Genomic DNA, 23910 nt, shown 5'->3' on the forward strand with positions numbered 1-23910 from the left:
CCGAAAACCGGACCCGGTTCAGCCCCGCCGCGCCGCCCGTGCCAGCCAGAGCGTCGCCGTCAGCATCAGCGCCGTGCCGAGCGCGAGGCCCCAGCCCGGCTGCTCGCCGAAGAGCAGCATGCCGATCGCCGCACTCGCCGGGATGCCGGCATATTCGACGGGCGCCAGCAGCCCGATCTCCGCCCGCCGCGCCGCCGCCTGCATCAGCAGGTCGCCCAGCACCGCGAGCGCCGAGCCGGCCAGCAGCAGTGCGAGGGCGAGCAGCGAGGGCATGCGCCAGAATACCGCCGAGACCGGCCCCCAGACCAGGATGGAGCAGACCGCGTACCAGGCGATGATGCGCGGCCCCGGCTCCGTCCCGCCGAGCCGCTTCATGCATATGATGACCAGCGCGCCGGTGATGCCGCTGCCGACCGCCGCGAGCACGCCGATGGAGAGGTCGCCGTCCGGCCGCGCGATGGCCAGGACGCCGGCGAAGCCCAGCAGCGCCGCGGCGATGCGGTCGCCCCGCAGCCGCTCCCCCAGCAGCAGCACCGCCAGCGGCAGCGCCCAGAGCGGCCGCGCCTGCATGATGGCGACCGCATCCGCCAGCGGCATCCAGTCGATGGCCAGCAGGTAGAGCATGAAGCTGGCGATCCCCGCCACGCCCCGCGCCAGGTGCCCCTTCCAGCGCCGCGTCGCCAGCCCCGCCACCCCCTGGCGCAGGAACCAGGGAGACAGGATCACCAGGGTGAAGACCCCGCGCGCGAAGGGGACGAGGGCGAGCGGCAGCCCGTCCTCCAGCGCCAGGCGGAAGCCGGCGCCCATGCCGGCGAAGGCGATGGTCGCGGCGAGCATGAAGCCCATGCCGGCGAGGGAACTCGAAGCGGCGGGGGCGCGCGGCGCGGCATGCATCGCCCGCCTCTAGCGGCCCTGCTGCAGCGCAGCAAAGGGATTCCCGGCGATTGACGCCGCGCCGGGCCGCGCCGAGTCTCCGGCCGGAACGGGAAGGGAATGCGCCATGGTCCGGCTCGACGTGCTGATCCAGGGCTATCCGGGGAAGTCGCTCTGCCATGGCGGCCTGGGCTGGAGCACCATCGCCCTGCTGCGCGGGCATGGCCGGACGATCCTGATCGATGTCGGCGCCTTCGCGGTGCGGCCGGAATTCGGCCGGCAGTTGCAGGCCGCCGGCTGCGACCCGGCCGAGGTCACCGACGTGGTGCTGACGCATGCGCATTGGGACCATTCGGTGAACTACACGCTCTTTCCCAATGCCGAAATCTGGATCGGCCGCGCCGAGATGGACTGGGCGACGACGACGCCGGTCGGCTTCAACCCGCTGCCCGAGCTCTATGTCCGCGACCTCGCGCAGCATCCGAAGCTGCACCTGCTGGAGGATGGCGAGGCCTTCCTGCCCGGCCTCACCGCGCATCTCTGCCCCGGCCACACGCCGGGCTGCCTGGTCTATCGCCTCACGGGCAACGAGGTGCCGGTGGTCTTCAGCGGCGATGCCGCCAAGAACCGGGCGGAGCTGCTGTCGATGGCGACCGACATGACCATGGATGCCGGCGCCAGCCGCGCCAGCCTCGACCGCATCTGGGGCCTCTGGCGGCAGGAGAAGGGGACGCTGCTGATCCCGGGGCACGACCTGACCATGCGGCTCGATGCCGCGGGCCGTCCCGAATACATCGGCCAGCGCCGCGCCGGCATCGCCGCCTGGTTCAGCGAGGATCTCGCGGTCATGGAGAAGTTCGACATCTCCGCCCCGAGGTTCTGAATGCGCCCATCCGCCGAGCCGAAGGCCGCGGGCTCTCCCGAGCTGCGCGCCTGGGTGCGGCTGCCCTCCGGCCGGCGCCTCGACCTCATCTCGCCCACCCCCTTCGACTGGACGGACGAGGACCTGGCGATCGGCCTCTCCCGCACCTTCCGCTGGGGCGGGCATTCCGTCTGGCCGGGCGCGCCGCTCTCCGTCGCGCAGCACTCGCTCGCCGTGCTGGCGCTGCGGCGGGCGAAGGCGAGGGGCGGGCTGAGCCGGGCCGAGGCGCGGCGCGAATTGCTGCACGATGCCGAGGAAGGGCTGCTCGGCTTCGACTGCATCTCGCCGCTGAAGCCCTTCCTCGGCGCCGGCTTCGCCGACCTGCAGGCGCGGCTCTCGGGCGCGGTCGCGCTGCGCTACGCGCTGCCGGCCTGGACCCCGGAGTCGAAGAAGGCCCACAAGGCCTGCGATATCGCCCTCGCGGCCGGCGAGGCGGTGCATGTCGCGGGCTGGACGAAGGAGGAGGTGCGCGGGACGCTCGGCATCAAGGCCGCCGTGATCGCCGAGGACCCGCTGCTGCCGGCCTATGGCGGCGATCCCTGGCGCCCCTGGCCGCCCGAGCAGGCGGCGGAGCGCTTCCTCGCGGCGCTGCGCGGATTGCTGGGCGGCGAGTGACCGCGCCGGGCCCCCCCGCCGGCCTGTGCGCTGCCGCACACATCATACCGGACCGATCGTGCGACATCGCCGCGCCATGGCGCGGGCCACAGCCGGCCGCGCATCGCATGACGAGGAGCCGCCACGTGCCCGACACCGCCATCCTGCCGCAGCCCGCGACCATGCCGGGGACCGAGCCGACCCCGGACGCCATCCTGCAGCTCGGCTTCGCCTTCTGGCAGTCCAAGACGCTGCTGAGCGCGGTGGAACTCGGCCTCTTCACGCTGCTCGACGAGGCCGGGCCGCTGCCTGCCGCGGCGGTCGGGGCGCGGCTCGGGCTGCATCCCCGCGCCCTCAGCGACTTCCTCGATGCCCTCGTCGCGCTCGGCATGCTCGGGCGCGATGCGGCGGGCCGCTACGGCAATACGCCGGCGACCGCCCGCTACCTCGTGCGCTCCCGCCCCGGCTATGTCGGCGGGATGCTGGAGATGGCGAATGCCCGCCTCTACCCCTATTGGGGCCGGCTGACCGACGGGCTCCGCACCGGCCTGCCGCAGAACGAGATCCGGGACGGGCAGCCCGGCATCTTCGAGACGCTCTATGCCGACCCGGCGGCGCTCGAGGGCTTCCTGCAGGCGATGACCGGCCTCAGCCGTCCCAATGCGCGCGCCATGGCCGAGGCCTTTCCCTGGGGCGAGCATGCCAGCGTCGCCGATATCGGCTGCGCCCAGGGCGGGTGCCTCGCGGAGATCCTGCGGGCGCATCCGCATCTCCGGGGCATCGGCTACGACCTGCCGCAGGTGCGCCCGGTCTTCGAGGATTTCGCGCGCGGGCAGGGGCTGCAGGACCGCATGCGCTTCACCGCCGGCGACTTCTTCGCCGACCCGCTGCCGCAGGCCGAGGTGCTTGTCATGGGCCATATCCTGCACGACTGGGACCTGGAGGCGAAGCGCATGCTGCTGCGCAAGGCGCATGCGGCGCTGCCGCCGGGCGGGGCGCTGGTGGTCTACGACGCGATGATCGACGACGACCGGCGGGAGAATGCCTTCGGCCTGCTGATGAGCCTGAACATGCTGGTCGAGACGCCGGGCGGCTTCGACTATACCGGCTCCGACTGCGCCGGGTGGATGGAGGAGGCAGGCTTCCGCGCCGTCCGGGTCCGCCACCTGCAGGGGCCCTATGCCATGGCGGTCGGCATCCGCTGATCGATACCCACCGGCAGACGTCTTGACGTCTGCCGGTGGGTACCGCGCGCAGGGATGGCGTGGCGGCTGCGCGCCGAACAACAAGCCATGCCGGTCGGCATGTGTGCTGGCCGGCATGCCCGGGGGCGGCAGGACGGGCTATCCTGCCGCCATGCCCGACACGCCCTCGACGCTCGACGACTTCGCCTTCGCCCATCGCCTGCGGGTGCGCTGGGCGGAGCTCGACCCGCAGCGCATCGTCTTCAACGCGAACTACCTGATGTATTTCGACGTGGCGCTGTCCGAGTACCTGCGGGCCATCGACTTCAAGGGCCAGCAGGGCTTCGCCGGACACGGCAGCAACCTGGTCGCGGCGAAGGCCGAACTCGACTTCCGCGCTCCTGCGCGGCACGACGACGAGCTGCTGGTCACTGCCCGCGTCGCCACGCTCGGCCGGACCTCGCTGCGTTTCCGCATGGGCTGCTTCCGGGACGAGGCGCTGCTGGTCGAGGGGCGGCTGGCCTATGTCAACGTCACGCTCGGCGACCACCGGCCCGTGCCGCTGCCGGCACCCTTCGTCGAGAAGGTGCTGGCCTTCGAGCGGATCCCGCCGGAGCGGACAGCGCCCGGTTAGGAAAGCGTTGGACATTCCGTGCGTTAGGGGGGAGTCTTCACCCTCCATCGCTGCGCCCGTCCAGGGCGGAAGGTCATCGCCGCCATGCTGGCGGGTTCCCATGTCGCCCTCGGCGCTGCTGCCTGGATGGCCGTCGCCCCGCATATCGGCCGCCCGCCGCTCGACCCCGAGGCGCTTGCCGTCGCGGTCGCGGGCGGGCTGCTGCCGGATATCGACCACCCCAAGAGCTGGGTGGGCAAGCGGCTGCGGCCGGTCTCCGACCTGGTGGCGGGGCTCTTCGGGCATCGCGGCGTCACCCATTCGCTGCTCGCGCTCGCCGGCTGCGGCTGGCTGCTGCACCAGGGCGCGCTGCCGGCCCGCTGGGCGGAGCCGCTGGTCGCGGGCTATGTCAGCCACCTCGCGGGCGACCTGCTGACGCCGGCGGGTCTCCGCCTGCTCTGGCCGGTCCGCGGCACCTGGGCCTTGCCGATCTGCCGCACCGGCTCGCCCTTCGAGCCGCTGGTGGTGGCGCTGATCCTGATTGCCGCCTGGTGCACCCTGCCGGACCGGCCGGATGCGCGGGGGGCATTGCAGCGCCTCGGCACCTTCATCGCCGGGACCATGGAGGCGCTGCCCCTGCCGCCGCCGCCGCCTCCGCCGCCGCCGCGCCGCCGGGTCGCGGATCAGCCCGCCGGCAGCGCCGCGAGCCGCGCCGCGTAGGCGCGGCCCGCCGCCGCCAGGGCCGCATCACCGGCCGATCTCGCGTCGTGGACCAGGAAGGGCTCCTGCCAGGCCAGGGCGCAGCGGCTCGCCGTCGCCTGCAGCGGCCGCAGCAGTTCGGCGAGCGGGTAAAGATTCACGCCGCCCGGCCCATAGGTCTCCCGCCGGTTGCCCGCGGTGGCCGCGACCAGCAGGGGCCGGCCGGCGATCACGGCGCCCTCGGTCTCCGGCGCGACATAGAACATGGGCGTCAGCACGCCGTCCTGCCAGGCTTTCAGGAGCGGCGGCGTCGCATACCACTGCACCGGGAATTGCAGCACGATCCGCCGCGCCGCGAGCAGCCGCGCGACCTCCGCCGGCACGTCGATCCGGCCATCGGGGTAGAGCGCCTCGAGATGCGCGACCGCCACCCCGGGCAGCCCTGCGGCGGCCGCGGCCAGCGCGCGGTTGGCGCGGGAGGCGCCGTAGTCGGGGTGGCTCAGCAGGATCAGGGTCTCGGTCATCGCCGTCCTCGGTCTCGGTTCGTCCGGACGATGACAGCGGCAGAGATATCCTTCCAACCGATAATACTTATGCTGCATTATCGGTCCTATGGATAATCTGCGCCGCCTGGACCTGAACCTGCTGGTCGCCCTGGATGCCCTGCTAGCCGAGGCGCATGTCTCCCGCGCCGCCCGCCGGCTCGGCCTCTCCCAGCCCGCGACCTCGGCCGCGCTGGAGCGGCTGCGGCACCTCTTCCGCGACCCGCTGCTGGAACGCACCCGCGGCGGCATGCGCCCGACCCCGCGGGCGGAGGCGCTGCGGGCGCCGCTGCGCGCGGCGCTCGACGCCGTCGCCGGGGTGCTGGGCGCGGCGGAGCCCGACCTCGCCGGCATGCGCCGCCCGGTCCGGCTGCTGCTGGCCGATGCGCCGGCGCTCGAGGCCGCCACCCTCCTCGTCGCGCGGCTGGCGGCGACCGCGCCGGGTGTCACGCCGGTGCTGCTGCCCTGGCGCGGCGCGCCGGATGCGCTGGCGCGGCTGGCGGCGGGGGAGGCCGATCTGGTCGCCTCCGTCCTGCCGCCGCTCGGCCCGGAATTCCGCAGCCGGCCGCTCTTCGAGGAGAGCTACTGCATCGCCATGCGGCTGCACCATCCGGCGGTCGCGGGCTTCGACCTCGACCGCTGGCTCGCGCACCCGCATGTCGTCGTCTCGGGCCGCGGGGAGGCGGCGACGCCGCTCGATGCGCAGCTTGCCGCGCTGGGGCGGTCGCGCCGCGTCGGCGCCGTGGTGCCGAGCTTCCTGATGGTGCCGCCGCTGCTGCTGCGCTCGGACCTGATCGCCCTGCTGCCGGGCCGCTGCATCCCGCCCGACCTCGCGGGCGAGCTCGCCACCTTCGCGCCGCCCGTCCCGGTGGATGGCTTCCGCCTCGGCCTCGCCTGGCATGTCCGGCGGGAGAGCGACGCGCTGGTGCGGCATGTGGCGGCGCTCCTGGCCGGGGTGCTCGGCGGCGATCCGATGGCCGGCGCGCAGGCCTGACCCGCGCCGCGGGCGAGGCCGGCCGCACTTCCCCTGCCGCCGCTCCCGCGCTTGGATGGCTCCCAAGCCTTTGGGAGCGAGACATGCCAGGAACCCCCGCCGTGCCGATCGCCGGCAACCGCTTCTGCATCGTCGGCGGCGCCAGCCTGGTCGGCTCGGCCACCGCCGGCGAGCTGCTGGACCACGGCGCCGCCGAGGTCGTGCTGTTCGACAATTTCGCCTTCGGCTCCGATGCCGCGATCGAGCACCTGAAGGACCATCCGCGCCTGAGGCTGGTCCGCGGCGACGTCATGCGCATGGCCGACCTGCTGCGCGCGACGGAGGGCATGGCGGGCGTGCTGCAGCTCGCCGCCTACATGACCCTGTCGATGGACCGCGATCCCTGGGGCGGGCTCGACGTCAATATCCGCGGCGTGCAGAACGCACTCGAGGCCTGCAGGGCCAACAAGGTGGCGAAGATGGTCTTCGCTTCCTCCAACGCTACTTACGGCTATGGCCCGGGCGTCGCGGGCGACCTCGTGGAGGGCACGCCTTTCCACAGCGCCGGCGCGCCGCCGGCGGCGATCCTCTACGGCGCCAGCAAGATCATCGGCGAGCAGCTCTGCCGCGACGCCTACCGCAAATGGGGCCAGGACTACGTCGTCCTGCGCTACTCCACCGTCTACGGGGAGCGGCAGCACTACCGCGCCGCCAATGCCCTCTACATCATCGAGACCTACGACGCGGTGAAGCGCGGCGAGGCGCCGCAGGTCTTCGGCGACGGGTCGGAGACCAAGCATTTCGTCTATGTCGGCGACCTCGCCCGCGCCAACCGCATGGCCTTCGAGAGCGCGGCGACCGATGTCGCGGTCAATGCCTCCGGCCCCGCGCCCATCACCACGCTCGAGCTGGTGAAGCTGGTCACGCAGCTCGCGGGTGGCGGGCCGGAGCCGCGCTTCGTCGGCAGCGAGCCCGGCAAGGTGCGGCTGACCAGCGGCGGCGCCTTCCGCATCGCGCATGAGGAAGCCTTCCGCGCCATCGGCTGGAAGCCGGAGGTTGATATGGCGGAGGGACTGCGGCGCCTGATAACGTGGCGGGAACGAAGCAACGCCTCCGGGAGATAGCCGTCCATGCCCACCCCGTTCCGCCGCCGCGGCCTGCTGGCCGCCGCCGGCGCCAGCCTCGCCGCGCCGGCGCTCGGCCAGCCGCGCTGGCCCGACCGGCCCATCGAGATCGTGGTCGGCTTCGTCGCCGGCGGCGGCACGGATCTCGACGCGCGCAGCTATGCCCGCGCGCTGGAGACGCGGATCGGCGGCAGCGTCGTCGTCACCAACCGCGCCGGCGCGGGCGGGGAGCTCGCGCTGGCCGCGGTCGCCCGCGCGAAGCCGGACGGGCACACGCTGGGCACCACCAACTATCCCGGCCTGCTGACCATCCCGATCGAGCGGCCGGCGCAGTTCCGGCTCGAGGATTTCGCGCCGCTCGGCAACCTGGTGACGGACCCGAGCGCCATCACCGTCCATGCCGAGAGCCCCTACGGGAGCCTGCAGGACCTGCTGGCGGCGGCGCGCGCCGCGCCGGAGCGGCTGACCTATGCCTCGCCCGGCGTCGGCTCCGACGACCACCTGCAACTGGTGCTGCTGCAGGCGGCCGCCGGGATCGCCATGACGCATGTGGTCTTCCAGGGCGACCCGCAGCTCCGCCAGGCGGTGCTCGGGAAGCAGGTGGACTGCACGGGGCTCAACCTCGGCGCCGTGCTGCAGGTGCCCGACCATCTCCGCGTGCTGGCGCAGGCCGGCGCGGCCCGCAGCCGCTTCCGCCCGGAGGTGCCGACGCTGAAGGAGCTCGGCTATCCCGTCGAGATGGCCTCCGAACGCGGCCTGGTCGCGCCCGCCGGCACGCCGGCGGCGATCCTGTCGCGGCTGCGGGAGGCGACGGAGGACATCGCCCGCGACCCGGACTTCGTGCGCCAGCTCGAGGGCCGCTTCACCGAGCCGGCCTGGGAGCCGGGCGATGCCTGGTTCGCCCGGCTGAAGCGGCAGGAGGCCGGCTACCGCGCCCTCTGGCAGCGCACGCCCTGGGCGCAACGCTGAGGGCGGGGGCCCGTGTCGCCGTGATTGACTGAGGGAGCCCCGAATGCAACGAATGCGGCGTGAGTGCACTCGATCCCGACATCGCCGGACTATTGGCGCAGGAGCTTCCGGCCGCTGATTTCCGGCGCATCGTCGAGACCTTCGAGGACGATATCGGCCGCCTGACCGGCGAGCTCGAGCAGGCCGGCGCGGCCGGCAGGCTCGACGAGTATCGCCGCGTGGCGCATGGCCTGGCCGGCGCGGCCGGGGCGGTCGGCGCCACCCTGCTGGAGCGCACGGCAAGGCTGGCGATGGACCCGCGCTCCACCCTCCCGCCGCAGCAGATGGTCCCGATGATCCGGGCCCAGGCCAGGGCCGCGCTGGAGGAGCTGGCAGCCCTCCTCCGCCGCGTGGGAAAGGTTTGAGCCTCGCGGCCTGTGGCGCGGGAAGCGTCAGTCGGCGCGCCAGTTCAGCCGGCGCAGCAGCCATTCCCGATAGGCCAGCGCGGCCGAGGGCGGCGGCGCGATGGCCGCGAGCAGCGGCGCCGCCTCCGTCCCCGGCAGGGCCCGCAGCCCGGGCGCCCAGCCCTGGCGGCCTTCCTCCTCCAGCCAGCGCAGGGCGGCGCCGCGCCAGGCCGCGACGATGTCGGCCGGCGTCAGCGGCGGCAGCACCAGCGCCGCCTGCAGCCGGATGCTCGCCGCCGCCGCGGCCAGCGCCGCCCGCAACTCGGGCGGCCCGAGGAGGCGCAGGTCGTGCAGGGAGGGCAGGTCGGGCAGCGCCGGGTCGCGCTGGCCGGCCGGCTCCAGCGTGAACCAGGGCCGCGCCCCGCAGGCGGCGAGGCGGCCCGGGATGTCGGCGCCGTGCAGCAGCACCGCCTCGGCGACGCCCTGGGCGAGCGCCGCCTCGGCCCGCGGCGGCGGCAGGCCGAGCACCGGGCTGGCGGCGAAGCCCAGCAGGTCGAGCGCGAGCAGCCCCGCCGCCCCCGGCATGTCGGGCGCGCCGAGGCCGAAGCGCGGGGCGGCGCCGGGCGGTGGCATCGCCTCCCGCCCCGCCAGCACGGCGGAGCCCTGCAGGGCGCAGACCGGCAGCCAGCCGGCGGGATCGAAGCGGGCGCGCGGGTCGCCGACCAGGCGGGCGAGCGGTGCCGCGCCGGGGAGCAGCAGCAGGGTGCGGCCGTCCGGCGCGCTTTCGGTGACGAAGCGATTGGCCGCGGTCACGCCGTCCGGGCCGCCGAGGACGCTATGCCCCAGCCGGATGGCCGTGGTGGCGCCGCGGGCGAGCGAGGCGGCGAGATGGGCGGCCAAGCGGGCGAGGGGGCCATCCTCCGGCCCCGGCACCAGCAGGGTGGCGGCAGGCGGCAGCATGGCCCGCGCCGGCGCGGCCAGGGCAAGGCCGCCGGTGGCGAGCCCCGCCTGCAGCAGGCGGCGCCGGGTCGGGCTGGCTGGCATCGCGGTTCCTCCCCCTGGCGGGTCGCCTCCTCGGGCCCGGCACAAGGCCGGGTGACCGCTTGCGTATGTCAGGCGGGCCGGTCCGGGTCCATGGGCCGCGCGGTCCTCGGGCCGACCTGCCGGCCGGGCGGGCCGGTTCAGACCTGCGCGATGTCGGTGCTCCGGTCGCCGGTCGGCCCTGCCGGCCGGCGGACCGCTTCGGACCTGCGCGCCTTCCGGCGCCGCGGGCATCGGGCCGCGTCAGTCGTCGTAGCGCAGCAGCGCCTCGAAGGGCACGTCCAGCCGCTGGCGGCCGTTGAGGAAGCTGAGCTCGATCAGCGCCGCGCTCGCCGGCACCACCGCGCCGGCCTGGCGGAGCAGCGCGATGCCGGCCGCCATGGTGCCGCCGGTGGCCAGCAGGTCGTCCAGCAGCACCACGCGCTGGCCGGGCTGCACCGCATCGGCCTGCATCTCGATCCGGTCGGTGCCGTATTCCAGCGCATAGTCCAGCCCGACCGTCGCGCCCGGCAGCTTGCGCGGCTTGCGCAGCATGACGAAGCCTAAGCCCAGCTCGAGCGCGAGGGGGGCGGCGACCAGGAAGCCGCGGCTCTCGATGCCCGCCAGCAAGTCCGGCTTGTAGGGACGGATGACGCGCGCGAGGCGGGCCATGGCGGCGCGCCAGGCCGGGCCGTGCCGCAGCAGGGTGGAGATGTCGTAGAACAGGATGCCGGGCTTGGGGAAATCCGGGATGCCGCGGATGTGGTCGCGGAGGTCGAGGTCGTCGTGGGTCTCGGTCATGGCCGGTCCTGCGGGCTGGGATGGGGGTGCCCGGACCGGCCAGCGGCGCGACGGACGGGGCCACTAAAAGCATCGGCACGGCGCGGCGGCAACGGGCCTTGGCGCGGCCGCGCGGCCGGTCCATGTGGCGGCCATGTCGCGCATCGCCATCGCCGTCCCGCTCGGCCTGCTGGGCTTCTGCCTCTATATCGTGCTCGTCCTCACGGCGGCCGACCGGGTGCTGCAATGGCACTGGCTGCTGCAGCTCCCCTTCTTCGCCATCGCCGGGATCGTCTGGGCCTGGCCGGCGAAGTGGCTGATGGCCTGGGCCGCCGGGCCGCGCTGAGGCGTGCCGATGACCGAAGGGCCGGATGGCCCGGAGTTCTGAAGCGGCTCGCCCAACATACAAGGCGGTCCGATGACCGTAGGGCCGGAGGGGTCCCCACGAAGCGGCGCTTCGTGGGGCGCCCCGGATGGCGCGGAGGTCTGAATCGGCTCGCCCAACATGCAAGGCGGTCCGGCGACCGCAGCGCCGCGCGGCAAGGAGGTCTGAACCGGCCCGACGGACCTGCGGCGCCGGCCGGTCGCGGCCGGGGCGCGGATATGCCATTCCTCCGCCGCCCGGCCACCCGCCAGAAGGTCCGTCCCCCTGAAGATCGCCGAAGTCATCAACATCGATTTCTCGCTGCGGCATTTCCTGCTGCCGCTGATGCGCGGCGCGCGGGCGCGCGGGCATGAGGTGGTGGGGATCTGCGCCGAGGGACCGCTGCTGGACCTGCCGCGGGCGGAAGGATTCCGCATCATCCCCGTCCCCATGGCGCGCAGCCTGAACCCGCTGGCGCAGGCGCGCTGCTTCCGGGCGCTGCAGCAGGTCTTCGAGGCGGAGCGCTTCGACCTCGTGCACGCGCATATGCCGATCAGCAGCCTGCTCGCGCGCGCCGCGGCCAAGGCGGCGGGCGTGCCGCGCATCGCCTTCACCTGCCACGGCTTCCTGTTCAACCAGCCTGGGCCGCTCTGGCGGCGGGGCCTCTCGCTCGGCCTGGAATGGGCGGCGGGGCGGATCACCGACACCTTCCTGACCGTGTCGGAGGAGGAGGCGGCGGATGCCAGGCGCATCGGCATCCATCCGCGCGCAACGGCGGTGCTGAACGGGCGCGACCCCGCGGTCTTCCACCCGGATCCGGCGGCGCGGGCGACGCTGCGGGCCGCGCTCGGCGCGGGGGAGGGCGACTGCGTCGTCGTCACCGTCTCCCGCCTCGTCCGCCACAAGGGCTTTCCGGAATTGCTGCGGGCCGCCGAGGCGGCGCCCGGCGTCACGCTCTGGATTGTCGGCGAGCGGCTGGCCACCGACCATGGCGAGGACCTCGAGCCGCATTTCGCGCGGGCCGCGCAGGTCCTCGGCCCGCGGCTCCGGCGGCTCGGGTACCGGCACGACGTGGCGCGGGTGCTGGCGGCGGCCGATGTCTTCTGCCTGCCCTCGCATTTCGAGGGCCTGCCCATGTCGGTGATCGAGGCCATGCTGACCGGCCTGCCGGTGGTCGCCACCGATATCCGCGGCCCGCGCGAGATGGTGGTGGAGGGCGAGACCGGCTTCCTGGTGCCGCCCATGACGGTGGACCCGCTGGCGGCGGCGCTGCAGCGCCTGGCCGCCGACCCGGCGCTGCGGGCGCGCCTGGGGGAGGCGGGGCGGGCACGGGCCCTCGCGCGCTTCGACGAGGCGAAGGTGGTCGGGCGCACCCTGGACCTGCTCGGCCTGTAGAGCGCCATCGTGGCGGTGGTGCGCTGGCCTAATCATTTCCCTCCCATAGGGGCTTTACCATCGCGGTTGCGGATTTAGTGCAGTTTCACTACAAATTGTCGAAACGCATCTTGTGGGAAGGTGCGTGGAGAGGAAGGCATCGAAAATGCGTATCGTTGCATGGCTGGCGATGTCAGCTTTGATCGGGTACGTTTTCAATAACATTGTAGGTCTTGATAATGTTCTTGCTGCGGGGGCGGTATTCGCCTTACCTTTCGTGGTAATAGGGTTTCAGTATAATGAACGCGCAGAATTCGCGGATGGTGTCTGGCAAGATAAGGGAGCAATATACCGGCAACTCACTTTTTGGGGTATTCCCGTCGGGCGTGAGACCCTTATGGCGTCATATCGCAAGACACCCCTAATTGACGAGAGAACCGGCGTTTTTGTCGATGGCGCCGAATCAGCGAAAGAGACGCTGCGCAGCCTAAAGCTCCGTCACAGTACACCTGTTTTATTTGCGCCGATTTTCCGAGGCTCGGCCCCGTCTCAGCCGGAAAAGCAACTGGCGTTGTCGAAGCCAGAAACATAACTGAGTTGGCGGGGGCAACCGGTACGTTGCCCCATAACGCCTTGTGGCCAGCCACTAAGCCCATTACTGGTGGCTATGTGCTTGAATTTCCTCAGAAAACTCTCGCCACCTCTTCATATGACTCATATGAACAGGTCTGCAATCATCGGTGTTGTCCTGGCGCTGCTGCCGGCCCTGCCGGCGCTCGGCCAGCATGGCGGCAGCCGCGGCACCGGCGCGCCGCCGCTGCCGCCCGAGGCGCCGGCGATCTTCCCCGACCTCGCCGCCCGGCAGGACGCGCTGGAGGCGGCGGGCTGGCTGATCCGCGGCCAGAGCACCTTCGTGCAGCAATTCCACCCTTCCTTCCACGCGCCCTATCGCGGCGAGAACAGCCTCGGCGCCGGCGACCAGGGGCGGAACACGCTCTCGCTCGACATCGTGGTGGGGCGGCGGCTGTGGGAAGGCGCGGAGGTCATCATCGACCCGCAGGTCTCCCGCGGCTACGGCCTCTCGGGCACGCGCGGGGTCGCCGCCTTCCCGAACGGCGAGGCATTCCGCATCGGCAGCGACTGGCCGACCATCTATGTCGCACGCGCCTTCCTCCGCCAGACCATCGCGCTGACGGCCGAGCGCGACGGCATGGCGCGCGACCCCCTGCGCTTCGGCGGCACCCAGCCGCGCGAGCGCATCACTATCACCGCCGGCAAGTTCCCGGTCTTCGACATCTTCGACGACAACAGCTACGCGCATGACCCGCGCACGCAGTTCCTGAACTGGGCCTTCGCCTCCGCCGGCGCCTTCGACTTCGCCAACGACGCCAAGGGCTTCACCAACGGCGTGGCGATCGAGTGGGACAACACCGCCTGGGGCCTGCGCGCCGGCGCCTTCCAGGTGGCCAAGCGGATCAACTCCCTCTCGCTCGACCCCAAGCCCTTCCGCGGCTTCCAGCTCCTCGCCCAGGCCGACCGTTTCTACCAGCTCGGCGGCCGGCCGGGCGCGCTCCGGCTGCTCTACGGCCTCTCCCGCACCCGGGCGCAGCGCTGGGACGCGCTGGTCGAGGGCGATATCGAGGCGACCGAGGTCAGCCCCGACAACCGCTCCACCGTCAAGCACATGCTGGTGCTGAACGGGGAACAGGAATTGCGCGAGGACCTCGGCGCCTTCGCGCGGGTCTCCTGGAACGACGGCCGGACGCAGAACTGGATGTACACGGAGATGGACTGGGCGGCCTCGGCGGGCCTCTCCTGGACCGGGCTCCGCTGGGGGCGGCCGGACGACACCGTCGGGCTCGCCGGCAATATCGGCGGCCTGTCGCGCAGCCACCAGCGCTTCCTCGAGGCCGGCGGCCTCGGCTTCATCACCGGCGACGGCCGGCTGCGCTACCGGCCGGAACTGGCGGCGGAGGCCTATTACCGCTGGCGCCTCGCGCCCGGGACGGACCTGACCGGCGACCTGCAGCTCTTCGGCAATCCCGCCTACAATGCCGATCGCGGCCCGGTCGCGGTGCTCGGTGTCCGGCTGCGGACGGAGTTCTGAACTGCGCCGCCCGCCGCCGCGTTCGGGGGCGAACCACCGAGGTTCCCCTGCCCATGCCCGCCACCGCCCGTTTCGCCCCGCCGGGTCCGCTCGGCTTCGGGGGCGCGCCGCTCGGCAACATGTTCGCCCCGATCGACGAGGCCGCCGCGGAGGCGGCGCTCGAGGCCGCCTGGGACAGCGGCATCCGGTACTTCGACACCGCGCCGCATTACGGCGCCGGCCTGTCGGAGCACCGCTTCGGCCATGCCCTGCGGCAGCGCCCGCGCGACGACTATGTGCTCTCGACCAAGGTCGGCCGGCTGCTGCGGCCCGACCCCGCCGCGCCGCGCGACTACGTCATGTTCCGCGATGCGCTGCCCTTCCGGGCGGCATACGACTACTCGCATGACGGCACGCTGCGCTCCATCGAAGACAGCCTGCAGCGCCTCGGCCTGCCGCGCATCGACATCGCCTTCATCCACGACATCGCGGCCGACGCGCATGGCGATGCCTGGGAAGGGCTCTTCGACCAGGCGATGCAGGGCGCCGCCAAGGCCCTGACCCGGCTGCGGGAGGAGGGGGTGATCAGGGCCTGGGGCCTCGGCGTGAACCTGCCGGAGCCGTGCCTCCGCGCCCTCGACCGGGCCGACCCGGATGTCTTCCTGATGGCCGGGCGCTACAGCCTGCTCGACCAGGGGGCGCTGGAGGTGCTGTTCCCCGCCTGCGCCGCGCGCGGCGTGCATGTGGTGGTGGGCGGGCCGTATAATTCCGGCCTGCTCGCCGGCGACCGCACCTTCGAATATGCCGAGGCGAAGCCGGAGCAGGTCGCCGCTCGCGACCGCATCGCCGCGGCCTGCGCCCGGCACGGGGTCGACCTGCGGGCGGCCGCGCTGCAGTTCAGCGCCGCGCATCCGGTGGTCGCGGCCGTCATCCCCGGCGCGAAGGGAGCGGCGCGGGTGCGGGAGAATGCCGGTCTGATGCGCGCCGCCATCCCGCAGGAGTTCTGGCAGGACCTGAAGGTGGAGGGGCTGCTGCCGCAGGACGCGCCGACGCCCTGAGGCCCGGCGCGCCGGCACGGCCCGCCTGCCGGCCTCTGTTGCCGAGGGGCCGGGCCGGGGTCTATGCCGCCGCCCTCTCCGGAGTTGCCCCCGATGACCGATCCCGTCCCCGTCCGCCGCGCCCTGCTCTCGGTCTCCGACAAGACCGGCCTGGTCGAGTTCGCCCGCTTCCTCGCGGGGCAGGGGGCCGAGATCCTCTCGACCGGCGGGACGGCCCGGGCGCTGCGCGAGGCCGGGATCGCGGTGAAGGACGTCTCCGAGCATACCGGCTTCCCCGAGATCCTGGACGGGCGGGTGAAGACCCTGGTGCCGCAGGTGCATGGCGGCCTGCTCGGCCGCCGCGACCTGCCGGAGCACCGGGCGCAGATGGAGCAGCACGCCATTGCGCCGATCGACCTGGTCGCGGTGAACCTCTACCCCTTCGAGGCGACAGTGGCGAAGGGCGCCGGCTACGAGGACTGCATCGAGAACATCGACATCGGCGGCCCGGCGATGATCCGCTCGGCGGCCAAGAACCACGCGCATGTCGTGGTGCTGACCGAGCCGGCGCAATTCGCCGAGGTGCAGGCCGAGATCGCGGCGCAGGGCGGCACCACGCTGGCGACGCGCAAGCGCCTGGCCGCCGCCGCCTATGCCCGCACGGCGGCCTATGACGCCGCCATCTCCGGCTGGTTCGCCGGCCAGCTCGGCGAGGAATTCCCGCCGCGCCTCGCCTTCGCCGGCATCCTGAAGCAGACGCTGCGCTACGGCGAGAACCCGCACCAGCAGGCCGGCTTCTACCTCGACGGCACGAACCGCCCGGGCATCGCCACGGCGGTGCAGGTACAGGGCAAGGAGCTCTCCTACAACAACATCAACGACACCGACGCGGCCTTCGAATGCGTGGCGGAGTTCGAGCGGCCGGCCATCGTCATCGTCAAGCACGCCAACCCCTGCGGCGTCGCCGTCGCGCAGGACCTCTCCACCGCCTGGGACCAGGCCTTCCTCTGCGACCCGGTCTCGCCCTACGGCGGCATCGTCGCCGCCAACCGGGTGCTGGATGCGGCGGCGGCGGAGAAGATCGCGGCCATCTTCACCGAGGTTGTGATCGCCCCCGATGCCGATGCGGCGGCGAAGGCGGTCTTCGCCCGCAAGAAGAACCTGCGGCTGCTGCTGACCGGCGGGCTGCCGGACCCGGTGGCGCCCGGCACGACCTTCCGCAGCGTCGCGGGCGGCTTCCTGGCGCAGTCCCGCGATGCCGGCCGTGTCACCGCCGAAGGGCTGAAGGTGGTGACCCAGCGCGCGCCGACGCCGCAGGAGCTGGACGACCTCCTCTTCGCCTTCCGCGTCTGCAAGCACGTCAAGTCCAATGCCATCGTCTATGCCAAGGGGCTGGCGACGGTCGGGATCGGCGCGGGGCAGATGAACCGGGTCGAGTCCTCCCGCATCGCCGCCTGGAAGTCCGAGGCCGCGGCCAAGGCGGCGGGGCTCCCCGAGCCGCTGGCCAAGGGCTCGGTCGTCGCCTCCGACGCCTTCTTCCCCTTCGCCGACGGGCTGGAGACGGCGGCGGCGGCCGGCGTGACGGCGGTGATCCAGCCCGGCGGGTCGATCCGCGACGCCGAGGTGATCGCGGCCGCCGACAAGGCCGGGCTCGCCATGGTCTTCACCGGCATGCGCCACTTCCGGCACTGAGCCGGCGGCCGGTCCCTTCTTGCACCGCAGCAATCCTGCACGATATGCGGCCGGAGGAGCCCTGCCATGGAACGACTGATCGCCGGCTACCGCCGTTTCCGTGACGAGACCTGGCCGCGCGAGCGCGCCCGCTTCGAGGAGCTGGCCGCCCGGGGCCAGCGGCCGCGCGCCATGGTCATCGCCTGCTCGGACAGCCGGGTGGATCCGCAGATGATCTTCTCCGCCGGCCCGGGCGAGCTCTTCGTCGTGCGCAACGTCGCCAACCTGGTGCCGCCCTACATGCCGGACGCCGCCTTCCACGGCACCAGCGCGGCGGTGGAGTTCGGCGTGCGGGTGCTGGGCGTCGAGGAATTGGTGGTCATGGGCCATGCCCTCTGCGGCGGCGTGCAGGCGGTGCTGCAGGGGGTGCCGCCGGCGGCCGGGGATTTCGTCGCCGGCTGGATCCAGATCGCCGAGCCGGTCCGCGCCGTGGCGCTGCGCTGCGACGACCCGGAGGCGCAGCAGGAGGCGGCGGAGCACGAGGCGGTGCGCATCTCGCTGCGCAACCTCATGACCTTCCCCTGGGTGGCGGAGGCGGTGGCCGCGGGCCGGCTGCGGCTGCGGGGCGCGCATTTCGGCGTGGCGACGGGGAAGCTGGTGCTGCTGCAGCCCGACGGGTCCTTCGCGCCGCCGGCTTGAGGGCGAGCGCCCGCCCGCGGGCGCCGCTCGACGCAGCCCGGCTCAGGCCAGCGCCACGCACTCGATCTCGATGTCGAACTCGAGCGGCCAGGACCCGACCGCGACGAAGGTCCGCGCCGGCGGCGCCTCCCCGCCGAAATACCGGGCATAGATCGCGTTGATCTTCCCGAACCAGGCGCTGTTGGCGCAGTAGATCGTCACCTTCACCACCTTCTCGAGCGACGATCCCGCCGCCTCCAGCGCGTGCTTCACCGCCGCCAGCGAGGCCTCGGTCTGCGCCTCGATTCCGCCCTGCACGATCCCGCCGGTCCGCAGGTCGATCCCCGGCAGGCCGGAGACGAAGACGAAGCCGTTCGCCCGCACCACCGGCGAGAGCGGCACGCCGTACTTCCGCACCGTCTCCGAGACGACCGGCACCTCGACGATCTCCTTCATCGCACCCTTCCTTGCTGGCCGCGGCAGCCTTCCATGCCGGCCGCCGCCCGGTCCAGCGCCGCGCTGCTGGCCCCGGCGCCGCGGGCGGTGCGACAGTGCGGGGCCGCGACTCGGGGGACTCGCGGCCCGGGGGAGAGGCGCATGCCCGACTGGCTGCTGCCCATGCTGGTGCTGCTGGCCGCCGCCCTCGCCGGCGCGCTGCTGGCGGGCGCCCTCGCGCTCGCCTTCCGCCCGCGCGGGGGCGGGGAGGGGATGCTGCTGCTGGCCGAGCGCATGGAGGCGCTCTCCGCCCGGCTCGACGCTTCCGTCGCCGCGCAGAACGAGCGCCTCTCCCGCGCCCTCGCCGACAGCGCCGACCGCACGCAGGAGAGCGCCCGCCGCATCCATGAGCGCCTTGCGGTGATCGACGCGGCGCGGGCGAATATCGAGCGTCTCGGCGGCCAAGTGACCAGCCTCGCCCAGATCCTCGGCAACAAGCAGGCCCGCGGCGCCTTCGGCGAGGTGCAGTTGCGCGACATGCTGGCGGACCGGCTGCCGGCCGATGGCTGGGGCTGGCAGGTCACCCTCGCCAACGGCACCCGCTGCGACGCGCTGATCCGCCTGCCCTTCCCGCCGGGGCCCATCGCGGTGGACAGCAAATTCCCGCTCGAGGCCTGGCAGGCGCTGCGCCGTGCCCAGGACGATCAGGCCCGCGGCATCGCCGAGCGGCGCCTCGCCGCCGATATCCGCCGCCACGTGGACGACGTCGCCCGCAAATACATCTGCCCCGGCGAGACCGCCGAGGGCGCGCTGATCTTCCTCCCCTCCGAGGCGCTGCATGCCGACCTGCATGCCCTCTTCGGCAGCCTGGTGCAGGAGGCGGCGCGGCGCGGCGTCTACCTGGTCTCCCCCGGCACGCTCTGGGCGGTGCTCGGTGCCATGCGCGCCCTGATGCGCGACGTGCGGCTGAAGGCGGAGGCACAGCAATTGCGTCGGGAGGTGGCGCGCCTCGCGGAGGAGACGGAGCGGCTGGACCGCCGCGTCGCCAACCTGAAGCGCCATTTCGCGGAGATGCAGGCGGACGTGCAGCAGATCGAGATCACGGCGCAGCGGATCACCGCCGCCGGCGCGCGGATCGAGGCGGTGGAGATGGACCCGCCCCCGGCGGCGAGGGCGGCGGAGTGAGCCTGCTCCAGCTCCAGGCCGGGCTCGGCCTCGGCCTGCTCTGCCTGCTCGCCTGGGCCTGCGGCGGCTGCCGGCGCGGGGTGCGGCCGCGGGTGGTCGCGGCGGGGCTGCTCGGCCAGCTTGTCCTCGCCGGCGCGCTGCTGCACATCCCGCCGCTCCGCGCCGGCTTCGCCGCGGTCGGCGATGCGGTGGAGGCATTGGCCCGCGCCACCCGCGCCGGCACCTCGCTCGTCTTCGGCTATCTCGGCGGCGCGCCGCTGCCCTTCGCCGAGACGACCCCCGGTGCCAGCTTCATCCTCTTCTTCCAGGCCCTGCCGCTGGTGCTGGTGGTCGGCGCCCTCTCCGCCGCGCTCTACCACTGGCGCGTCCTGCCGCTGGTGGTGGACGGGCTGGCGGCCGGGCTGAAGCGGCTCTTCGGCCTCTCCGGCGCCTGCAACCTCTCGGTCGCCGCCAATGTCTTCGTGGGCATGGTCGAGGCGCCGCTGCTGATCCGGCCATGGCTCGGCAGCCTGACGCGGGCGGAGCTCTTCGTCTCCATGGTCGCCGGGCTTGCCACCATCTCGGGCAATATGCTGGTGGTCTATGCGACCATGATCGCGCCGGTGGTGCCGGACGCCGCGGGGCAATTGCTGACCGCCAGCCTGATCGCCGCGCCGGCCTCCATCCTGGCCGCGCTGCTGATGCTGCCGGAGAGCGAGGCGCCCACCGCCCAGGCCGCGGAAGGGCCGATGCCGCGGCTCTACGACAGCACCATGGATGCGCTGGTGCGCGGCACGGCGGACGGGCTGCAATTGCTGCTCGGCATCATGGCCTCGCTCATCGTCTTCGTCGCGCTGGTCGCGCTGGCGAATGCGATGCTGGAGCCGCTGACCGGCCTGACGCTGCAGCGCGTCGCGGGCATCGTCTTCTGGCCGCTGGCCTGGGCCATGGGAATCCCGGCCGAGGAATGCGCCACCGTCGCCCGCAGCCTCGGCGTGAAGGTGGTGGTGAACGAGTTCGTCAGCTACCTCGAACTCGCGGCCTCTGGCGGTGCGGGCCTGGCCGAGCGCTCCCGCGTCATCCTCACCTATGCCCTCTGCGGCTTCACCAATTTCGCCTCGGTCGGGATCATGGTGACGGGCATGTCCGCCCTCTGCCCGGAGCGGCGGGCGGAGATCACCGCGCTCGGGCTGAAGAGCCTGGTCGCGGCCAGCATTGCCTGCTGCATGGCCGGGGCGACGGTCGGGCTGCTGACCGCGCCCTGAGCCTCAGGCGGCGATGGCGGAGGCATGCTCCGCCTCCACCTGCCAGCCCTCCGCCCCGCGGCGCCAGAGGCGGGTGACGGCCTGGCGCGCGGCGACGCCCTGGCCGAGGTGGCGGCCCTGCAGCCGCAGCCGCAGCCAGGCGATGGCGCAGTCGCCCAGCATGCGGACCTGCAGGTCCTCGACCTCCACCACCTCCAGCCGCAGGCGGTGGGAGCGGAACTCGGCCAGCTCCTCCTCCCGCGACACGGTCCGGCCTTCCTCGTCGGTGACGACCAGCTCCTCCGAGAGCAGCGCCGCCAGCGCCGCGGCATCGCCGTCCAGCATGGCGCTCCGCAGCCGCGATTCGGCGGCGTAGATCTCGGCCTCGTCCGGCATCGGCAAATCCCGCATGGGTTGGCGCGGCTTTGTGCGCGTGTCCGGCCGGAACGGCAACGGCCCGCGCGGAACCATCGGCCGGCCTGCCGCATCATGGCCGGCGCCAGCGCGAGGGATGCCATGACCCGGGACGGGACCTATCCGCCGCTCGACACGCCGAAAGCCGCCGCCGAGGGCGTCTGGGTGGTGGACAGCGGCCCGCAGCGCCTGCTCGGCCTGCCGGTGCCGATCCGCATGACGGTGCTGCGCCTCGCCGATGGCGGGCTCTGGCTGCACTCGCCGGTGGGCTATTCGCCGGCGCTCGCGGCCGCGCTGCAGGCCCTCGGCCCGATCCGCCACCTGGTCTCGCCCGGCACCGCGCATTGGCTGCACCTGCAGGCCTGGCAGGCGGCGGTCCCGGAGGCGCGCCTCTGGGCCCCGCATGGCGTGGTGGAGCGGGCGCGGGACCAGGGCGCGGCGCTGCGGGCCCATGGCGTGCTGGGCCCGGAGCCGCCGGCGGACTGGGCCGGCCAGATCGACCACGAGATCCTGCGCGGCGCCGGATTCGTCGAGGTCGCCTTCTTCCACCGTGCCAGCCGCACGCTCCTCCTCTGCGACACGGTCCAGGCCATGGAGCCGGCCCGGCTGCCGCTTGCGGCGGGGCTGCTGGTCCGCGCCCTCGGCGCCCCGGGGCCGGAGGGCGGGACTCCGCGGCATGTCCGCCTCGTCCTCTCCCGCTACCGCGGCCACAACCGTGAGGCGGTCGGCCGCCTCCTCGCCCTCGACCCCGCCCGGGTGGTCTTCGCCCATGGCGCCTGGTTCGAATCGGAGGGCGCCGCCCGGCTGCGGCGCGCCTTCGGCTGGCTATTGGGGTAGCCGCCGGCGTCAGTGGACCGGGTCGAGGAATGGCGTCCCCGGCTCGGCGACATAGACGATCAGCACCCGCAAGGGCCCCTCCGCCCGGTTGAAGCCGGTCATCCGGACCCCCGGCGGTTCCACCATCGCCTCGCCGGCGCGGAGCAGGACCGGGCCGCGCCCCTCCATCTCGAGCGTGAAGGCGCCCTCCAGCACATAGACCGTCACGGGATGGCGATGGGTATGGAGCACCGTCCGGTCGCCCGGGCGGAAGCTCGCGGTGAGCACCTGGACCTCCTGCCGGTCCCCGCGCGGCATGCCGCCGACCGCCTCCTGCAGCAGCAGCCTGGGCCGGACGAGGCCAGGCTCCTCGGCCAGGGCGGGCACCGCGCCCAGCAGCAGGGCGCAGGCGAGTGAGGCACGCATGGTCGTCCTCCCGGTCCGGGTTACTCCCGCAATGCTCCGCGCGGCCCGCGGGTCCCTTGCGGGCCTGCGGCAAGGGGCGTGACGGCGCATCGCGGATCGGGAAAGCTGGCCCGACCGCGCCGGAGAGCCCCGCCATGAGCCATCTCATCCACCGCAGCCTGCGGCAGGACCCGCCCCTCGCCCTCCGCGGCGAGGGGATCCACCTCTATGGCGAGGACGGGCGGGCCATCATCGACGGCTCGGGCGGTGCCGCGGTCGCCTGCCTCGGCCATGGCCATCCCAGGGTCGTCGCCGCCATCAAGGCGCAGCTCGACAGCCTGGCCTATGCCCATACCGCGCTGTTTTCCTGCGAGAGCGCGGAGCGGCTGGCCGACGTTCTGGTCGGGCATGCCCCGGGCGGGCTGACGCATGCCTGGTTCTGCTCCTCGGGCTCGGAAGGGAACGAGGCGGCGATCAAGCTGGCGCGGCAGTATTTCCTCGAGATCGGCGAGCCGCAGCGCACCCGCTTCATCGCCCGGCGGCAGAGCTATCACGGCAACACGCTCGGCGCGCTCTCGGCCGGCGGCAATGCCATGCGGCGCGCGCCCTATGCGCCGCTGCTCTCGCCTGCCTTCAGCCATGTCTCGCCCTGCTACCCCTACCGCGACCGGCGGGACGACGAATCCGACGCGCAATATGTCGCCCGGCTGCTCGCGGAACTTGAGGCGGAGTTCCAGCGGCTCGGCCCCGACACCGTCATCGCCTTCATGGCCGAGACGGTGGTGGGCGCGACGCTCGGCTGCGCGACGGCGCTGCCCGGCTATTTCGAGGGCGTGCGCGCCATCTGCGACCGGCACGGCGCGCTGCTGATCCTGGACGAGGTGATGAGCGGCATGGGCCGCTGCGGCACCCTGCATGCCTGGGAGCAGGAGGGGATCTCGCCGGACATCCAGATCGTCGCCAAGGGCCTCGGCGGCGGCTACCAGCCGATCGGCGGCATCCTGGTGCATGGCCGGGTGATCGAGGGCTTCCGGCGCGGCAGCGGCGCCTTCATGCACGGCCATACCTACCAGGCGCATCCCATCGCCTGCGCCGCGGCGCTCGCGGTGCAGCAGGTGATCGCGGAGGAGCGGCTGCTGGACAATGTCCGGGCCATGGGCGCCCTGCTGGAGCAGCGCCTGGTCGAGCGCTTCGGAAACCACCGCCATGTCGGCGACATCCGCGGCCGCGGCCTGTTCTGGGCGGTGGAACTCGTCCGCGACCGCGCGACGAAGCAGGTCTTCGATCCCGCGCTGAAGCTGAACGAGCGGGTGAAGCGCGAGGCCCATGACCGCGGCCTCGCCTGCTACCCCATGGGCGGCACCATCGACGGCCGGCAGGGCGACCATGCGATCCTGGCGCCGCCCTATATCGTCACGGCGGCGCAGGTCGAGGCGATCGTCGAGCGCTTCGGCGCGGCGGTGGACGCGGCGATCGCCGGCTGCGGCTGAGCGGGAGCGTCGCCGCCAGCGATTCGCCGCCTGCCCGCGCAACCTTCCGCGCCGCG

Annotated in this window: 27 protein-coding genes; 20 read left to right on the forward strand and 7 right to left on the reverse strand. The window is 73.1% G+C overall.

The genetic code is table 11. The annotated features are described in order from the left end of the window. Positions 1 to 18 precede the first annotated feature (18 nt). Positions 19 to 894, reverse strand: coding sequence for a DMT family transporter (locus tag Q7A36_RS04115; RefSeq protein WP_305102390.1), 876 nt, complete (start codon positions 892 to 894; stop codon positions 19 to 21). A 106-nt stretch (positions 895 to 1000) separates the two neighbouring features. Between Q7A36_RS04115 and Q7A36_RS04120 the strand changes: the two genes are divergently transcribed. The 5 genes from Q7A36_RS04120 to Q7A36_RS04140 all read left to right on the forward strand — a co-directional run bounded on the left by Q7A36_RS04120 (position 1001) and on the right by Q7A36_RS04140 (position 4906). After that, a complete protein-coding gene (locus Q7A36_RS04120) occupies positions 1001 to 1756 on the forward strand; it encodes an MBL fold metallo-hydrolase (RefSeq protein WP_305102391.1) in 756 nt (251 codons plus the stop codon). Next, the gene (locus Q7A36_RS04125; RefSeq protein WP_305102392.1) at positions 1757 to 2410 is read left to right on the forward strand and encodes a phosphohydrolase; all 654 of its coding nucleotides are present in this window, start codon (positions 1757 to 1759) and stop codon (positions 2408 to 2410) included. Between the two features lie 125 nt (positions 2411 to 2535). Further along, the gene (locus Q7A36_RS04130; protein WP_305102393.1) at positions 2536 to 3594 is read left to right on the forward strand and encodes a class I SAM-dependent methyltransferase; all 1059 of its coding nucleotides are present in this window, start codon (positions 2536 to 2538) and stop codon (positions 3592 to 3594) included. 151 nt (positions 3595 to 3745) lie between these two features. Continuing rightward, entirely contained in the window at positions 3746 to 4207 is a 462-nt protein-coding gene (locus Q7A36_RS04135; protein WP_305102394.1) for an acyl-CoA thioesterase, read from the forward strand. A gap of 84 nt (positions 4208 to 4291) precedes the next feature. Further along, positions 4292 to 4906: a metal-dependent hydrolase gene (locus tag Q7A36_RS04140; RefSeq protein ID WP_305102395.1), complete on the forward strand. Its 615-nt coding sequence runs from the start codon at positions 4292 to 4294 to the stop codon at positions 4904 to 4906. Here the strand turns inward: Q7A36_RS04140 and Q7A36_RS04145 are convergent. Then, positions 4870 to 5409: an NAD(P)H-dependent oxidoreductase gene (locus tag Q7A36_RS04145; RefSeq protein WP_305102396.1), complete on the reverse strand. Its 540-nt coding sequence runs from the start codon at positions 5407 to 5409 to the stop codon at positions 4870 to 4872. The genes Q7A36_RS04140 and Q7A36_RS04145 overlap by 37 nt on opposite strands. 88 nt (positions 5410 to 5497) lie before the next feature. Between Q7A36_RS04145 and Q7A36_RS04150 the strand changes: the two genes are divergently transcribed. The 4 genes from Q7A36_RS04150 (at position 5498) to Q7A36_RS04165 (ending at position 8897) form a co-directional block, all read left to right on the forward strand. Next, positions 5498 to 6421: a LysR family transcriptional regulator gene (locus Q7A36_RS04150; protein WP_305102397.1), complete on the forward strand. Its 924-nt coding sequence runs from the start codon at positions 5498 to 5500 to the stop codon at positions 6419 to 6421. A gap of 83 nt (positions 6422 to 6504) precedes the next feature. Continuing rightward, the gene (locus tag Q7A36_RS04155; RefSeq protein WP_305102398.1) at positions 6505 to 7524 is read left to right on the forward strand and encodes an NAD-dependent epimerase/dehydratase family protein; all 1020 of its coding nucleotides are present in this window, start codon (positions 6505 to 6507) and stop codon (positions 7522 to 7524) included. Between the two features lie 6 nt (positions 7525 to 7530). Beyond that, positions 7531 to 8493: a tripartite tricarboxylate transporter substrate binding protein gene (locus Q7A36_RS04160; RefSeq protein ID WP_305102399.1), complete on the forward strand. Its 963-nt coding sequence runs from the start codon at positions 7531 to 7533 to the stop codon at positions 8491 to 8493. Positions 8494 to 8552: 59 nt separating this feature from the next. Next, complete coding sequence (locus Q7A36_RS04165; protein ID WP_305102400.1) at positions 8553 to 8897, forward strand: Hpt domain-containing protein; 345 nt, start codon at positions 8553 to 8555, stop codon at positions 8895 to 8897. 27 nt (positions 8898 to 8924) lie between these two features. Here the strand turns inward: Q7A36_RS04165 and Q7A36_RS04170 are convergent, their stop codons facing one another. After that, positions 8925 to 9920, reverse strand: a complete 996-nt coding sequence (locus Q7A36_RS04170) for a hypothetical protein (RefSeq protein ID WP_305102401.1) — start codon at positions 9918 to 9920, stop codon at positions 8925 to 8927. A 240-nt stretch (positions 9921 to 10160) separates the two neighbouring features. After that, positions 10161 to 10697 (reverse strand): adenine phosphoribosyltransferase, encoded by a 537-nt coding sequence (locus Q7A36_RS04175; RefSeq protein ID WP_305102402.1) that lies wholly within the window; start codon positions 10695 to 10697, stop codon positions 10161 to 10163. Positions 10698 to 10830: 133 nt separating this feature from the next. On the opposite strand from Q7A36_RS04175, the gene Q7A36_RS04180 reads away from it, so the two are divergent. The 7 genes from Q7A36_RS04180 (at position 10831) to Q7A36_RS04210 (ending at position 17907) form a co-directional block, all read left to right on the forward strand. Continuing rightward, positions 10831 to 11022 carry a DUF2842 domain-containing protein gene (locus Q7A36_RS04180; RefSeq protein ID WP_305102403.1) on the forward strand — a complete coding sequence of 64 codons (192 nt, stop codon included), beginning with the start codon at positions 10831 to 10833 and terminating at the stop codon, positions 11020 to 11022. 303 nt (positions 11023 to 11325) lie between these two features. Continuing rightward, positions 11326 to 12435 (forward strand): glycosyltransferase family 4 protein, encoded by a 1110-nt coding sequence (locus Q7A36_RS04185; protein WP_305102575.1) that lies wholly within the window; start codon positions 11326 to 11328, stop codon positions 12433 to 12435. 145 nt (positions 12436 to 12580) lie between these two features. Continuing rightward, the gene (locus tag Q7A36_RS04190; RefSeq protein WP_305102404.1) at positions 12581 to 13006 is read left to right on the forward strand and encodes a hypothetical protein; all 426 of its coding nucleotides are present in this window, start codon (positions 12581 to 12583) and stop codon (positions 13004 to 13006) included. A 126-nt stretch (positions 13007 to 13132) separates the two neighbouring features. Further along, on the forward strand, positions 13133 to 14521 hold the full coding sequence (locus Q7A36_RS04195) for a carbohydrate porin (protein WP_305102405.1): 1389 nt from the start codon (positions 13133 to 13135) through the stop codon (positions 14519 to 14521). Between the two features lie 53 nt (positions 14522 to 14574). Beyond that, on the forward strand, positions 14575 to 15558 hold the full coding sequence (locus Q7A36_RS04200; protein ID WP_305102406.1) for an aldo/keto reductase: 984 nt from the start codon (positions 14575 to 14577) through the stop codon (positions 15556 to 15558). Between the two features lie 93 nt (positions 15559 to 15651). Next, positions 15652 to 17229, forward strand: a complete 1578-nt coding sequence (gene purH, locus Q7A36_RS04205) for a bifunctional phosphoribosylaminoimidazolecarboxamide formyltransferase/IMP cyclohydrolase (protein WP_305102407.1) — start codon at positions 15652 to 15654, stop codon at positions 17227 to 17229. A 66-nt stretch (positions 17230 to 17295) separates the two neighbouring features. Continuing rightward, entirely contained in the window at positions 17296 to 17907 is a 612-nt protein-coding gene (locus Q7A36_RS04210) for a carbonic anhydrase (protein ID WP_305102408.1), read from the forward strand. Positions 17908 to 17949: 42 nt separating this feature from the next. On the opposite strand, the gene Q7A36_RS04215 is transcribed toward Q7A36_RS04210, so the two are convergent. Further along, entirely contained in the window at positions 17950 to 18342 is a 393-nt protein-coding gene (locus Q7A36_RS04215) for a RidA family protein (protein WP_305102409.1), read from the reverse strand. A 141-nt stretch (positions 18343 to 18483) separates the two neighbouring features. On the opposite strand from Q7A36_RS04215, the gene Q7A36_RS04220 reads away from it, so the two are divergent. Continuing rightward, positions 18484 to 19506 (forward strand): DNA recombination protein RmuC, encoded by a 1023-nt coding sequence (locus Q7A36_RS04220; RefSeq protein ID WP_305102410.1) that lies wholly within the window; start codon positions 18484 to 18486, stop codon positions 19504 to 19506. Further along, positions 19503 to 20750, forward strand: coding sequence for a NupC/NupG family nucleoside CNT transporter (locus tag Q7A36_RS04225; RefSeq protein ID WP_305102411.1), 1248 nt, complete (start codon positions 19503 to 19505; stop codon positions 20748 to 20750). Before Q7A36_RS04220 ends, Q7A36_RS04225 begins: the two co-directional genes overlap by 4 nt. A 3-nt stretch (positions 20751 to 20753) precedes the next feature. On the opposite strand, the gene Q7A36_RS04230 is transcribed toward Q7A36_RS04225, so the two are convergent. Then, positions 20754 to 21125, reverse strand: a complete 372-nt coding sequence (locus Q7A36_RS04230; RefSeq protein ID WP_305102412.1) for a nuclear transport factor 2 family protein — start codon at positions 21123 to 21125, stop codon at positions 20754 to 20756. A gap of 120 nt (positions 21126 to 21245) precedes the next feature. Here Q7A36_RS04230 and Q7A36_RS04235 point away from each other — a divergent pair, with 120 nt between their 5' ends. Further along, complete coding sequence (locus tag Q7A36_RS04235; protein WP_305102413.1) at positions 21246 to 21980, forward strand: DUF4336 domain-containing protein; 735 nt, start codon at positions 21246 to 21248, stop codon at positions 21978 to 21980. Between the two features lie 9 nt (positions 21981 to 21989). Here Q7A36_RS04235 and Q7A36_RS04240 read toward each other — a convergent pair whose 3' ends face one another. Next, complete coding sequence (locus tag Q7A36_RS04240) at positions 21990 to 22385, reverse strand: cupin domain-containing protein (RefSeq protein WP_305102414.1); 396 nt, start codon at positions 22383 to 22385, stop codon at positions 21990 to 21992. 134 nt (positions 22386 to 22519) lie between these two features. Between Q7A36_RS04240 and Q7A36_RS04245 the strand changes: the two genes are divergently transcribed. After that, complete coding sequence (locus tag Q7A36_RS04245; protein ID WP_305102415.1) at positions 22520 to 23854, forward strand: aspartate aminotransferase family protein; 1335 nt, start codon at positions 22520 to 22522, stop codon at positions 23852 to 23854. Positions 23855 to 23910 lie beyond the last annotated feature (56 nt).

Origin of the sequence: Paracraurococcus lichenis, from assembly GCF_030657435.1 — a bacterium.
In the GTDB taxonomy this organism is placed as follows: domain Bacteria; phylum Pseudomonadota; class Alphaproteobacteria; order Acetobacterales; family Acetobacteraceae; genus Paracraurococcus; species Paracraurococcus lichenis.